General features: G+C 66.8%; 12 protein-coding genes and 1 pseudogene. 5 read left to right on the top strand and 8 right to left on the bottom strand.

The features are described 5' to 3' along the window. Nucleotides 1-5 precede the first annotated feature (5 nt). The 7 genes from fliL to fliF all read right to left on the bottom strand — a co-directional run bounded on the left by fliL (nucleotide 6) and on the right by fliF (nucleotide 8706). A complete protein-coding gene (gene fliL, locus F6X40_RS08155; RefSeq protein ID WP_184069737.1) occupies nucleotides 6-506 on the bottom strand; it encodes a flagellar basal body-associated protein FliL in 501 nt (166 codons plus the stop codon). A 723-nt stretch (nucleotides 507-1229) separates the two neighbouring features. Then, entirely contained in the window at nucleotides 1230-2747 is a 1518-nt protein-coding gene (locus tag F6X40_RS08150) for a flagellar hook-length control protein FliK (protein WP_187627395.1), read from the bottom strand. Nucleotides 2748-2808: 61 nt separating this feature from the next. Further along, nucleotides 2809-3258, bottom strand: coding sequence for a flagellar export protein FliJ (gene fliJ / locus F6X40_RS08145; protein ID WP_018418748.1), 450 nt, complete (start codon nucleotides 3256-3258; stop codon nucleotides 2809-2811). Between the two features lie 356 nt (nucleotides 3259-3614). Next, nucleotides 3615-5258 (bottom strand): flagellar protein export ATPase FliI, encoded by a 1644-nt coding sequence (fliI, locus tag F6X40_RS08140; RefSeq protein WP_184074513.1) that lies wholly within the window; start codon nucleotides 5256-5258, stop codon nucleotides 3615-3617. Then, the gene (gene fliH / locus F6X40_RS08135) at nucleotides 5252-5935 is read right to left on the bottom strand and encodes a flagellar assembly protein FliH (protein WP_184074511.1); all 684 of its coding nucleotides are present in this window, start codon (nucleotides 5933-5935) and stop codon (nucleotides 5252-5254) included. Before fliH ends, fliI begins: the two co-directional genes overlap by 7 nt. Then, nucleotides 5928-6923, bottom strand: coding sequence for a flagellar motor switch protein FliG (gene fliG / locus F6X40_RS08130; protein WP_187627394.1), 996 nt, complete (start codon nucleotides 6921-6923; stop codon nucleotides 5928-5930). Before fliG ends, fliH begins: the two co-directional genes overlap by 8 nt. Continuing rightward, nucleotides 6913-8706 (bottom strand): flagellar basal-body MS-ring/collar protein FliF, encoded by a 1794-nt coding sequence (fliF, locus tag F6X40_RS08125; protein ID WP_187627393.1) that lies wholly within the window; start codon nucleotides 8704-8706, stop codon nucleotides 6913-6915. Before fliF ends, fliG begins: the two co-directional genes overlap by 11 nt. 236 nt (nucleotides 8707-8942) lie before the next feature. On the opposite strand from fliF, the gene fliE reads away from it, so the two are divergent. From fliE to F6X40_RS08100, 5 genes are all read left to right on the top strand, one after another. Further along, the gene (gene fliE, locus F6X40_RS08120) at nucleotides 8943-9278 is read left to right on the top strand and encodes a flagellar hook-basal body complex protein FliE (protein ID WP_184051847.1); all 336 of its coding nucleotides are present in this window, start codon (nucleotides 8943-8945) and stop codon (nucleotides 9276-9278) included. 283 nt (nucleotides 9279-9561) lie between these two features. After that, nucleotides 9562-9996 (top strand): flagellar export chaperone FliS, encoded by a 435-nt coding sequence (gene fliS, locus F6X40_RS08115; protein WP_184074503.1) that lies wholly within the window; start codon nucleotides 9562-9564, stop codon nucleotides 9994-9996. Beyond that, the gene (locus F6X40_RS08110; RefSeq protein WP_184074501.1) at nucleotides 9993-10319 is read left to right on the top strand and encodes a flagellar protein FliT; all 327 of its coding nucleotides are present in this window, start codon (nucleotides 9993-9995) and stop codon (nucleotides 10317-10319) included. Before fliS ends, F6X40_RS08110 begins: the two co-directional genes overlap by 4 nt. A gap of 106 nt (nucleotides 10320-10425) precedes the next feature. Continuing rightward, on the top strand, nucleotides 10426-11841 hold the full coding sequence (locus F6X40_RS08105) for a flagellar hook-length control protein FliK (RefSeq protein ID WP_187627392.1): 1416 nt from the start codon (nucleotides 10426-10428) through the stop codon (nucleotides 11839-11841). Further along, on the top strand, nucleotides 11841-12200 hold the full coding sequence (locus F6X40_RS08100; protein WP_184074497.1) for an EscU/YscU/HrcU family type III secretion system export apparatus switch protein: 360 nt from the start codon (nucleotides 11841-11843) through the stop codon (nucleotides 12198-12200). The genes F6X40_RS08105 and F6X40_RS08100 overlap by 1 nt, the downstream gene beginning before the upstream one ends. Nucleotides 12201-12871: 671 nt before the next feature. On the opposite strand, the pseudogene F6X40_RS08095 reads toward F6X40_RS08100, so the two are convergent. Continuing rightward, nucleotides 12872-13028, bottom strand: a pseudogene (locus F6X40_RS08095) (coniferyl aldehyde dehydrogenase); the annotation flags it as partial.

Here is a 13028-nt window from a genome sequence, read left to right as displayed (position 1 = left end):
TCACGTCACTGCACGACGAATTCGGTGAACAGCACGTCCTGCACGCGGATTGGTGCGACGCTCTTGTCGGTCGGCTCGGTGATCAGCGTCTTCAGCTCTTCGGCGAGCGCGCGCTTGCCTTCGAGCGGCGCGAGTTCTTCGGGGTGCTTGTTCGACAGCGCGAGCAGGATGCGGCTGCGCACTTCCGGCATGTGATCGGTGAGCGCCTGCTGGGTGGCGGCATCGCCGAGCTTGAGCGTGAGGCCGATGCGCAGGAAGTGTGGCTGGCCGTCGTCCGATTGCAGGTTGACGGTCATCGATTCGAGCGGGAAGAACAGCGGCACGGCGGATTGCGCCGGCGCGGCTTCGGCCGATACGGCGACGGGTGCGCGCTTCGACATGAAGAACCACACACCGGCACCGGCAGCGCCCGCGGCGATCAGCGCAATGAGGACGATCAGGATGATGCGCTTCATGGGGCCCGGCGAGGCGGGCGCGGCTTGTTGCGGGGCGGTCGTGGTTGCCATTTGGTTTGCCAGCTTGTTGCTGGCCTAGTAAGGGTTAGGGTGATTGTTGTTGATTTGCCTGCGGCGCTATGGGTCGAAAAGAAGGGCTATTTCTGGCTATTTCTCGTTGTTCTGGCTTTGTTGGCCTTTCCTTGCTGACTTATCGGTCTATTAGCGTTGCCCCTGTGCGGGGCGGCACCTACTTTCTTTGCTGCTGCAAAGAAAGTAGGCAAAGAAGACAGCTCAAACCGCCAACTCTTAAGCGGGTCCCTCGGTCTGCATGAGGTAGTGGTGCATCTGGAATCCGTGCCCTCGCACATTCGGCGCCAGTGACAAGGCAGTCATTCTTCCGGCGGCGCTACGCGCGCCGAAACCCCGCTCAAAAACCACCGGTTGTTTCGGCGCATCGCCGAGGCGCAGCCGACGGCCCCCGCTGCGCGGGCCGAACCATTGGTTTCCCTGGCAGACCCGTCCGCGACGCACGTAGTGCGGAGTGGGAGGGATGACGGCTTTGTCACGAACGCGGAATGTGCGGGGGCCCGGATTCCAGATGCACCACTACCCCCTCCAAGCCAGGGGACCCGCTTATGAGCTAGCGGTTTTAGCTGTCTTCTTTGCCTACTTTCTTTGCAGCAGCAAAGAAAGTAGGTGCCGCCCCGCACAGGGGCAACGCTAATAGACCGACAAGACAACAAGGAAAGGCCAACCAAGCCAGAACAACGACAAAAAAGCGCCCGCCTCGCTTCAGGCAAACGTATCGACCAATCCAACCTGCTGCCGCACGGCAACATTCCCGATGGCATCGCTGGAGCTGTCCCCTGCAAGGGCACCGCCACCACCACTACCCCTTTTCCCATTCCCCCCACCCGCGCCAGCGCTCTGCTGTTGTTGCCCGCTCTGCCGCGCAAACCCATCACTCACACTCGCACTGCCGAGCCCAATCCCATTCGACTCCATCGCCTCGCGAAGCTTCGGCAACGCCGCCTCGACCGCCTCCCGCACCGACTGGTGCTGCGAAACGAACAGCGCATGCGCATGGTTATCCGCCACCTGCAACACGACCTGCAACGGCCCCAGATCCTTCGGATTGAGCGTCAGCTCAGCACTCTGCGAATGCGCATTCGACAAAAACACCACCTTCTGGCTCAGCGCGTCTTCCCAGTCGCTCGTGCCGACCTGCGGCGTCAACGCATTCGCGGCGGCGGCCGCGCTCGCATTGCCCGTACTCTGCGCTGCCGCCGTCGTGCTCGCGGCGTTCGCTGCCGCCTGCGTCGCGGCCAGCGCGGCGTTCGCCGCCTCGGACGCGCTGCGCGCCGAGGCGAGGTTGTCCGCCTGGCCGCTCGTCGCGGCCGCGGCGCTCAACGCATCGGCGGCCGACTTCGCTGCCGACGGATCGGCCAGCGCGGTCGCGGCGGCCGTCGCCGTCGACGTCGTGTGGGTCGTCGAGGCGCCCTTGCCGTTGCCGAACAGGCCGCCCGCGAGCGTCTTGTCGTCCGACGTGCCGTTCAGGCCGTTTTTCGTGCTGCCCAAGCCGCCCGCCGCGCTCGACGCGCTCGCGGCTTTTGCGGCCGCGCCGGCAGCAAGCGCGGCCGCGGGCACCGCGCCCTGGCCGCTCGACAGCGCGGACAGCGCACTCTGCAACGCATCCTGCAGCGACTTCGGATCGACCGCGCCTTTCCTGCTTGCCGCGGTGGCCGCGAGCGCGCTCGTGGCCGTGCCGGCCAGCGCGCTCACCGCATCGGCGGCGGAGCTTGCGGCATCGGTCGTGGTGCTGGCGTTCGAGTCGGCGTTGTTGGCGACGACCTGTGCCTGCGCTTGCGCCTGAGCCTGGGCGGCAGCCGCAGCGGCGGCGAGCGCGCCAGCGTCGGTTTGCGCCTTGGTGTCTTTCTGCCTGGCTTGCGTCGCGCTCGCCTGGCTGTTCGATGTCTGCTGCGTTGGTGTCGTCGACGGCGTGGACGACGGCGATGACGCGCTGCTGCTGGCCGCGTTGCTCGCTGTGCCGTTGCCGTTCCGGCTGCCGCTCGCGCTCTGCTGCGAGGAAGCGGGCGGCGGCGCACCGGGCGCGCTCGGCGCCGAGGCTTGCGACGCCGTCGCTGAACTGGTCTGCTGTTGATTCGCGCTGTTCTGCTGGTCGATGCTTTGCTGCAAGGTCTGCGCGAACGGGCTCGAGCCCGCGGCGTTCGCGGACGCGCTGCTCGACCCATTGCCGCTCGTGTCGAGCAGCGTGCTCAGTTGGGAGCCGATCTGTGAAAGAAGCGACATAAAGAATCCTGTGAATCGGTCGAACGGGTGTGCCGTAGGGCGTTAGCCGCGAGGCAAGGCCTCACGCACCGTCGGCTCGCATGCGCAGACTCCGCGCCGCATATTCGTCGGCGTCGCGCTGTTCGCGCCGCGCCGCAACCTTCGCCTCGGCCGCCTCGCCGCGCGCCTGCAGCACTTCGTACGAGCCGAGCTTCTGCTTGTGGCGCTGCCAGTCGGGCTTCGCCGCCTCGAGGCGCGCGCTCGCCGCCGCGAGCAGGCTGCGCTGCTGCTCGATCGCGGCATCGAGCGTGTCGATGAACGCCTGGAAGTTGCGCATGTTGCCGGCCGGCATGCCCGACTGCGCGCTCTCCATGAAGCGTGCGTAGTATTCGTCGCGGTACTGCACGAGCGCATCGAGTTGCGCCTGTACGTCGTTGCGCTCGCGCTGCGCGCGGCCGAGCCGCTGCGCGGCGGCGTCCACGTCGTCCTGCGCGAGACCGATCAGCGTCTTGATCGGAAAATGTTTCGACATCGTCAGCCTCCTCGGCCCCAGGGTCTGTTTACATATGGAACGCACGTGCGTTGCCGCGAGAAGGGCCGCTCGCAAGGACTGCGACGCCGCGAATACTCGACGTATTCGCAAGGAGCATGACGCAGCGAGCGGCCCTTCTCGCGGCAACCCCAGTTCTGAATTTCATTCCAGGGGAATGCCCGCTATCGGCCGCATGGCGGCGTCGCGCGTCGCTCACGTGGCGAGGCCACGCAGCGCTCCTTACTCCTTGCCCTGCGCCCCGAAGGAAGTCCCCTTGGGGGACGCCCCGAAGGAAGTCCCCTTGGGGGACGGCCGATAGCGGGCATTCGCACGTGCGTTCCATATGTAAACAGACCCTAGGCAAACAGCGCGTTCAGCATGTCGATGCTCGGCTGGAAGTTCGCGCACTCGCGAAAGCCTTGCTGCAGGAACGCTTCCATCCGCGGATACAGCGCGATCGCGCGATCGAGCACCGCGTCGCGCCCGCTCGAATACGCGCCGACGTTGATCAGATCGCGGTTGCGCTGATAGCGCGACAGCATCTGCTTGAACATACGCGTTTTATTCAGATGGTTATCGTCGATCAGCGCGGTCATTGCCCGGCTAATCGACGCTTCGATATCGATCGCAGGGTAGTGGCCGGCTTCGGCGAGCGAGCGCGACAGCACGATGTGGCCGTCGAGAATCGCGCGCGCCGAGTCGGCGATCGGGTCCTGCTGGTCGTCGCCTTCGGTGAGCACCGTGTAGAACGCGGTGATCGAGCCGCCGCCCGCCGGTCCGTTGCCGGTGCGCTCGACGAGCGCCGGCAGCTTCGCGAACACCGACGGCGGATACCCCTTGGTCGCGGGCGGCTCGCCGATCGCGAGCGCGATCTCGCGCTGCGCCATCGCGTAACGGGTCAGCGAGTCCATTAGCAGCAGCACGTGCTTGCCCTGGTCGCGGAAGTATTCGGCGAGCGAGGTCGAGTACGCGGCGGCCTGCATCCGTAACAGCGGCGACACGTCGGCCGGCGCGGCGATCACGACCGAGCGCGCCAACCCTTCCTCGCCGAGAATCTGTTCGATGAACTCCTTCACTTCGCGGCCACGTTCGCCGATCAGGCCGATCACGATCACCTCGGCGCTGGTGTAGCGCGCCATCGTGCCGAGCAGCACCGATTTACCGACGCCCGAACCCGCGAACAGCCCCATCCGTTGACCACGACCGACGGTCAACAGCGAGTTGATCGCGCGCACGCCGACGTCGAGCACCTTGTGAATCGGCTCGCGATTGAGCGGATTGATGACCGGCGCGGACAGCGGCGCGTCCTTTTGCGTGCCGAGCGGGCCGAGCCCGTCGAGCGGACGGCCGGATGCGTCGAGCACGCGGCCGAGCAATTCCCAGCCGACCGGTAGACGCTTCGCGCCCGCGAGCGGGTCGGCGATCGGCGCGCTTTCGAGCGGAAAGACCCGCGCGCCGGGCAACAGGCCGATCACTTCGGTGGTCGGCATCAGGAACAGCTTGTCGCCGGAGAAGCCGACCACTTCGGCTTCGGCCATCGGCAGCGAACTGCCGGGCGGCAACTCGATCATCACTTCGGCGCCGACCGACAGACGCAGGCCGACCGCCTCGAGCACGAGACCGGCCGCGCGTGTGAGACGCCCGCACGCGCGCAGCGGCTTCGCGATCGCGTTGCGCGCGCGCAGCGCGTCGAGCTGGCCGCGCCATGCCTGCATGTGGGGATTGATGTCGAGCGCGGGATCGTAGGACGGCGCGTGCGGAGCGTGAGCGGCGCAAGCACTGCGCGCGGCGTGGTCCGTCGCGGCGGACTCGCGGCTCGCCGCCGCGCCTGTCGCCGGATGTGCGCTCGCAGGAGCGTGCCATGCCGCATCCGGGGGCTCCGGAATAGCGGCCGACTCGACATCGGCCAGCGCCTCGGCGCCGAACGACGCCAACGCGAGCTCGCGTTCGAGCGGCGTCAGATCGCTCGCGCGGATCTCGTCGAGCGTCGGCTTCACCACGTGCTCACCTTGCCGAGCGCGGCGGCGACGCGCTGCCAGCGCGTGTCGATGCCCGCGTCGACCTCGCCGGTGCCGGCCTGCGCGCGGCAACCGCCACGCTCCACCGATGCGTCGGTGCGCACGGTCCAGCCGCGCGTTTGCAATTCATCGAGCAGATACGCCTCGACGACCGGCAGATCGGCGGGACTCACGATCAGCGCCGGCGCGCCGGCGAGCGCGGGCTCGGCCGCGAGTACCTCGCGCGCGGCCGCGATCAGCGCGATCGGGTCGTGCTGCACGTGCTGGCGCACGACCTGCTGCGCGATGTCGAGCGCGAGTGCGATCAGCGTTTCGGAGATCGCGTGCTGCGCGCCATCGAGCGCGCTCTTGAAGGTTTCGGCGAGCGCGGCGAGCCGCATCGCTTCCTCGCGCGCCTCGGTCTGGCCTTGCGCGAAACCCTGCGCGTGCCCCTGGTCATAGCCCGCCTGATAGCCGAGCGCCTGGCCGGCCACATGACCGGACGCGACGCCCTGTGCATGCGCGGCTTCGCGGCGGTGCTCGAGTTCGGCTTCGAACGCGCGCTCGTCGAACTCGGGTTCGGCCGGCGGCGGCGCTGGCGGAGCCGGGTCGAACGACGCCATCTCCCAGCGCTGGTAGGCCGAGAGGCTTTCCTTTGCCGGGGCGTTCGGATCAGACATAGGCGTCTTCCGCCTTGCCGCCTAGCGCGATCTGTCCGCTCTCGGCCAGGTTGCGCACGATCTGCAGGATGCGGCGCTGCTGCGTCTCGACTTCGGACACGCGTACCGGGCCGCGCGCGTCGAGGTCTTCGGCGAGCAACTCGGCCGCGCGCTGCGACATGTTCGACAGGAACTTCTGACGCAGCGCGGGCGCCGCGCCCTTCAGCGAGATGATCAGCGCTTCGGATTCGACTTCCTTCAGCAGCAGCTGGATCGCGCGGTCTTCGAGGTCGAGCAGGTTCTCGAACACGAACATCTGGTCGATGATCTTCTGCGCGAGCTCGGCGTCGTACTGGCGCACGTTTTCGATGACGCCTTCCTCGTGGTTGCTCGACATGAAGTTCAGAATCTCGGCGGCCGTGCGGATACCGCCCATCGGGCTGCGCTTCAGGTTGTCGCTGCCGGACAAGAGGCCGGTCAGCACGTCGTCGAGCTCGCGCAGCGCGGCCGGCTGGATGCCGTCGAGCGTCGCGATCCGCAGCAGCACGTCGTTGCGCAGCCGGTCCGTGAAACAGCCGACGATCTCCGAAGCCTGATCGCGGTCCAGATGCACGAGGATCGTCGCGATGATCTGCGGATGCTCGTTCTTGATCAGTTCCGCGACCGCCGCCGAGTCCATCCACTTCAGGCCTTCGATGCCGCTCGTGTCGCTGCCCTGCAGGATCCGGTCGATGATCGCGCCGGCCTTGTCGTCGCCGAGCGCCTTGGTCAGCACGGAGCGGATGTAATCGCTCGAATCGAGCGACATGCCGGTGTGCTGCTCGGCCTCGCGCACGAACTCCTGCAGCACCTCGTCGACCTGCTCGCGGGTGACGTTCTTCAGCGCGGCCATCGCGACGCCGATTTTCTGAACCTCACGGGGGCCCAGAAACTTGAATACCTGCGCCGCCTCTTCCTCGCCGATCGACATCAGCAGCAGCGCGCTCTTCACTACGCCTTCAGCGCTCATCGGACACCCAGTTCTTGACGACGGTTGCTACGACCTTCGGATCCTGACGCGCGATGCTGCGCGCGAACTCCAGGTTCCGCTCGTATTTGTGCTTCGCGTTTTCGAGCGCGAGCTGCTCGCTATCCGCTTCGATTTCGACCACCGCGCCATCGCGCTCCTCGGCCGGGATGCCGTCGAGCAGCACCGGTTCGTCGGGCCCCATCAGCGCGGCAACCGGCTCGGGCGGCGGGAAGGCGCGGCGCAACGCCGGCTTCACCATCACGAAGTAGAGGAACAGGGCCACCGCGCCGATGCCGAGGTACGCCGCGATCTGCTTGTACAGCGCGAGCATGTCGGGCGTGCGCCACCACGGCAGGTCGGCGTTCGGGTCGAGCTCGGTGGTAAACGCGCTGTTGACCACGTTGACCGAGTCGCCGCGCGACGCGTCGAAGCCCATCGCGTCCTTCACGAGCTGGGTGATCTGCGCGAGCTTGTCGGCGCTGACCGGCTGCATCGTCACGTGACCCTTCGGATCGACGACCCGCAGATAATTGACGACCACCGCGACCGACAGCCGGCGGATGCCGCCCATCGGCTGGTCGACGTGGCGCACGGTCTTGTCGAGCTCGTAGTTGGTGGTCGAATCCTTGCGGTCGCTGACCGGCGTCGTGGTGACCGAGCTCGCGCCGTTGCCCGCCACGATCGGCGCGGAGGCCGGCTGCGGCGGCTGGTTCGACAGCGCGCCCGGCACCCCCGAGGCGCCGCCTTGCGACATTTCGGTGGCGCTGCTCGACTGCTGGCTGCGGATCGCGGCCTGCTGCGGATTGCCGTTCGGGCCGTAGTTCTCGGAGGTCTGCTCGCTGTGCGAGAAGTCGATGTCGGCGCTGACCTGCGAGCGCGCGTTGCCGGCGCCGAACAGCGGCGCGAGGATCGTGTCGATGCGCTGCTGGGTGTTGCGCTCGATCTGCTGGCGGAACTTCAGCTGGGTCGCATCGAGTCCGCTGCCATTGGTGGGCTGCGTGAGCAGGTTGCCGTCCTGGTCGAGGATCGTCACGCCGCGCACCGGCATTTCCGGCACCGCCGACGCCACCATGTGCGTAATCGCGACGACCTGCCCTTCGTCGAGCACGCGGCCCGGGTACAGGTTCACGAGCACCGCCGCCGACGGCGCTTCCTTGTCGCGCACGAACACGCTCGGCTTCGGAATCGCGAGATGCACGCGCGCCGATTTGACGCTCGAGATCGCTTCGATCGTGCGTTCGAGTTCGCCTTCGAGCGCGCGCTGATAGTTGATCTGCTCGTCGAACTGGCTGATGCCGAATTTCTGGTTGTCCATCAGCTCGAAGCCGACCGAGCCACTCTTCGGCAGCCCCTGCGATGCGAGGCGCAGGCGCATCTCGTGGACCTGCTCGGCCGGCACGAGGATCGCGCTGCCGCTTTCGGACAGCTTGTACGGAATATTGGCCTGCTGCAGCGCGGTGATGATCGAGCCGCCGTCGCGGTCGGACAGATTGCTGTAGAGCACCTTGTAGCTGGGCGCGCGCGACCACAGGAACAGGCCGGCGACGACCGCCACCAGCAGCGCGACCGCGAACACGAGCGGCGCGCGCGGGTTGCCGCGCATCTGCGCGAGTCCGGACAGACGCTGGCCGAAATTGCCGCCGATACCTCCCAGGCCGCCGAGGCCACCGAGGTCGGCAGTGCCGCCGGCCTGGCCGCTACCGGCCTGACCGGCAGCGGGCTGCGCGCCGGCGAGCCCCATACGGGCGTCGGGGTTGATCAAAGAGTTGGCTGACGAATCCATGCGTCGGGTTTCTCCGGGGAATGCCTTGGCGTTCTGTCGTGATGCCGCGCCGGGGCTCGGCGGACGGACAGAGACTTTCACGTTTGAAATTATCCGCAGCGCCGCTCAACCCGATTGCTTGAATAGAGCCGGGTTTCCCCTCTAGTTTCGGGACTTTCCGCAAGGAGCCGCTGCTATGCTTTCGTCCAGATCGGTACACCGTCCGGCGGTCCGATCGCACATCCAACGGAGAAAACATGACCATGCCCGTGAACGCGCTATCGTCGGCGCTGCAACAGATGCAGGCGATGGCGGCGCAGGCGGCCGGCGACGCGACCCCGGCGGCGGAGCAATCCGGCGCGGCGACGCCCACCAACTTCGCGGCGGCGCTGAAGGCTTCGCTCGACAAGATCAGCGGCGACCAGCAGAAGGCGATCGGCGAGTCGCAGGCGTTCGAGCTCGGTGCGTCGAACGTGTCGCTGAACGACGTGATGGTCGACATGCAGAAGGCCAACATCGGCTTCCAGTTCGGCCTGCAGGTGCGCAACAAGCTGGTCGCCGCGTACAACGACATCGCGCAGATGTCGATCTGAGCGGGATCGCGCGTGTCCGCCTGAAGGACTGCCTGAAGGACCGCCTGAAGGTCCACACAAGTCCCGTCCGACGATCCGGCACGCCGCTGCCGGCGCTTGCGCCGGCGGCTTCGTGCCGTGTTTCCCGGGCCCGCCCAGCGGCGCTTTCGATCCTCCTTACACCGGACTAAAGCTTTGTCGTCGCGCATCCGATAACCCAATTACAGGTCAGCGACCGGCGCGTCGACGCGCCGCGCGGCCACGCCACGACTTAACCGCAGCCAGTATCAGAGGAGGAGCGCCGATGTTTTCCCAAGGGCACGCTGGAGCCAACGCGTATGCGCGTGTCGGTATCGAAACATCCGTGATGGGCGCAAGTCCGCATCGTCTGATCGTGTTGCTGTACCAGGGCGCACGCCAGGCGATCGCGCAAAGCCGCATGCATTTGCAGCAGGGCAACGTGGCCGAGCGTGGCATGGCGATCAGCAAGGCGATCCGGATCATCGAAAGCGGGCTGCAGCTGTCGCTCAACCTCGAGGTGGGCGGCGAAATCGCCGAACGGCTCAATGCTTTGTACGACTATATGGCGCGTCGACTGTTGCAAGCCAATATCAATCAGAGCGAGGCGATGCTCGTGGAGGTGGACCGTCTGCTCGCGACGCTCGAAGAGGCATGGATCGGGATAGCCCCGGAGATCGCGCGGATGGCAGCACAGCCAGCCGCGGAAAGCCTGAGATGACATCGAACGCAGAATATTTTGCCCGCTACGAGGCGATCGCGGCGCTGTCCTGCCGCATGCTGATGGCGGCCCGTCGTGCACTGTGGAACGACCTGGTGCACTTGCAGGAAGAGTATCGGCAACTGGTCGAAGCGCTGCGCGAAGCCGACGTGGGCGTCAAGCTCGACGAGGCCGAACGCCTGCGCAAGTACGCGCTGATCCGCCAGATCCTCGCCGACGACGCCGCGATCCGCGACCTCGCGAATCCGTGCATGGCGCATCTGTCGGCGCTGTTCGCCGGCCGGTCGACGCGCGTGCTGAAGGAGTTGTACGGGGCGCGCTGAGCGCGAGCGGGCGCGCGCGTGAGCTGGCGCCACGCCGCACGCGTCTGAAGGATCGGAGCAATCAGAGCATCGCGCGCGTTGCCGCCGATGCGACCAAGGAACCGGCATGAACGGAATCGATTCGGCCCTCGCTTCGGTGCTGTCGAGCCGGATCGACAGCCTGCTCAGCATCGCGCCGGGAACCGCGACCACCTCGCAGACCGGCGCGGCCGGCGTCGATACCGCGGTTCCCGCGGCGCCTGCGAACGTGACGCCCGCGCCCCAGCCGTCCGCGCAAACCGCGCTGTCGGCCGTCGCGCTGACGCTGAATGCGATTGCGCACTCAGGCGGCGAGGCCACACCGGCGGTGCTCGGCCGCGCGCCGATCTGGGCGACCGCGCCGGCGCTCGACGTCGCCATCGAAAGCTTGCCGCTGACCGATACGGCGGGCGCCGCGACAGTCAATTTCGCTGCCGGCGATTCCGCCGCTGCTGCCAGCACCAATACCAATCCCAACGCTGCCGCCAACGCAACCGCGGCCGCCACCGCGAGCGTGGCGGCGGCCGAAGTGCCGGTCGCGGTGCTCGCGGCCGCGCTGCAACAGACGCTCGCCGACAGCGGCCTGTTCTACGAGGCGCATCTCGCGGCGTGGCTGGTCGGCCAGCGTTCGCCGGCCGAACTGGCGAACGAGGCGCAGAACCAGCTCGTCGCAGATTCTCAATTGCCTCCCGACTGGAGCGCCGACGCTGGCGACGCGAGCGCGCGGTCCGCTGCGGCGAACGGAGCCCCCGAGGCAACGCCACGCGGCACGGCGAACGTTGCCGAGAACAACCCTGCCATGCACGCGATGCCGTCGATCCTGACCGCGCAGGCCGCGCGACTCGTCGCGGGCGAGCTGCTGGCCAGCTCGGTGTCCGACCTGAATGGCCAGTCCACACACGCGGGGCTGCACAGCGCGGTGTCTCAGGCGGCCGATGCCGGCTCGTCGCAGAGCGCGCAGGCGATGGCGGCGGCGGTGCATCCGGTGACGGTGCCGCTCGTGCGCCAGCAGCTCGATCTGCTTGCGACCGGACAGTTCCGCTGGACCGGCGAGGCGTGGCCCGGCGCGCGTCTGGACTGGACGATCGAGCAGGATGGCGACGAATGGGACCGCAGCGGCGGCGGCCTCGCGAGCGAGGACGACCAGCCGTGGCGCACGCGCCTGACGCTGTCGCTGCCGACGCTCGGCACCGTCGATGCCGAACTGACGCTGACCGGCACGCGGCTGACCGCGCGCGTGCAGGCGAGCCCGCGGGGCGCCGCGCGGCTCGCGATGCAGGGGGACGGTTTCCGTCAGCGGCTCGCGGCGGCGGGGCTCGAGTTGCAGGGATTGACGATTCGCGAGATCGGCGGCGGTGTGCCTGGTACTACCGCGGCGGGCACCTCGGCGGCGGGTGCGCAGGCCGCGAGCGCGTATGCACGGTCGGCGTCGGCGGCTGTGGCCACGTCGACGGCGTCGGCGTCGGGCGCCGCATCGCGCGACGACCTCGATTGGGATATCTGATGAGCCGTACCCATCGTCGCAGCGCGGCTGCGCTTGTTTATGACGCTCATGGCGGCGAGCCCGCCCCGCGTCTGGTCGCCAAGGGGTATGGGCTGCTCGCTGAGATGATCGTGCAGCGCGCGAAGGAGGCAGGGCTGTATGTGCATGAGGCGCCCGAGATGGTGTCGCTGCTGATGCAAGTCGATCTGGATGCGCGGATTCCACCGCAGCTTTATCAGGCTGTCGCCGAGTTGCTGGCCTGGTTGCATCGGCTCGAGAGTGGGGTTGATGCTGAGACGGGCAATGGCGCTGGCGCGCCGGATGTGGTTGATGTTGTTGCTACTGATGTGCCTGGCGGCGCTAGTACTGCGGATCACTGAAGGTGTGTGTTTGCCCTTTGGCAGGGCGGGCGCTTTTTGTCCTTGTTCTTTGCGGTGTTGGCCTTTCCTTGTTGTCTTATCGGTCTATTAGCGTTGCCCCTGTGCGGGGCGGCACCTACTTTCTTTGCTGCTGCAAAGAAAGTAGGCAAAGAAGACAGCTCAAACCGCAAGCTCATAAGCGGGTCCCCTGGCTTGGAAGGGGTAGTGGTGCATCTGGAATCCGTGCCCTCGCACGTTCCCCCTTCGTGACAAAGCAGTCATCCCTCCCACTCCGCACTACGTGCGTCGCGGACGGGGCTGCCAGGGAAACCAATGGTTTTGCCCGCGCAGCGGAGCCATCGGCTGCGCCTCGGCGATGCGCCGAAACAACCGGTGGTTTTTGAGCGGGGTTTCGGCGCGCGTAGCGCCGCCGGAAGAATGACTGCCTTGTCACTGGCGCGGAATGTGCGGGAGCACGGATTCCAGATGCACCACTACCTCATGCAGCCCGAGGGACCCGCTTAAGAGTTTGCGGTTTTAGCTGTCTTCTTTGCCTACTTTCTTTGCAGCAGCAAAGAAAGTAGGTGCCGCCCCGCACAGGGGCAACGCTAATAGACCGATAAGACAGCAAGGAAAGGCCAACAAAGCCAGAACAAAGACAAAAAAAGGCCTCCCCCCGCCCAGGGGCAAAATCAAAACCTCATCATCAACTTCAACACCGCGTTCACGCGTCTACCGTATGGTGGCGAAATCAACCCGCGCGCATTCAAGCGCGCCTGCATGAGCACGGGCTTCATCTTGGAAAAAGTAACGAACCCCTCGTACCCGTGGTACGCCCCCATCCCACTC

It is taken from the genome of Paraburkholderia sp. UCT31 (genome assembly GCF_014397655.1).
Classification (GTDB): domain Bacteria; phylum Pseudomonadota; class Gammaproteobacteria; order Burkholderiales; family Burkholderiaceae; genus Paraburkholderia; species Paraburkholderia tuberum.
Note: the sequence above shows the minus strand (reverse complement) of the source record. Positions and strands in the feature narration are given on the sequence as shown.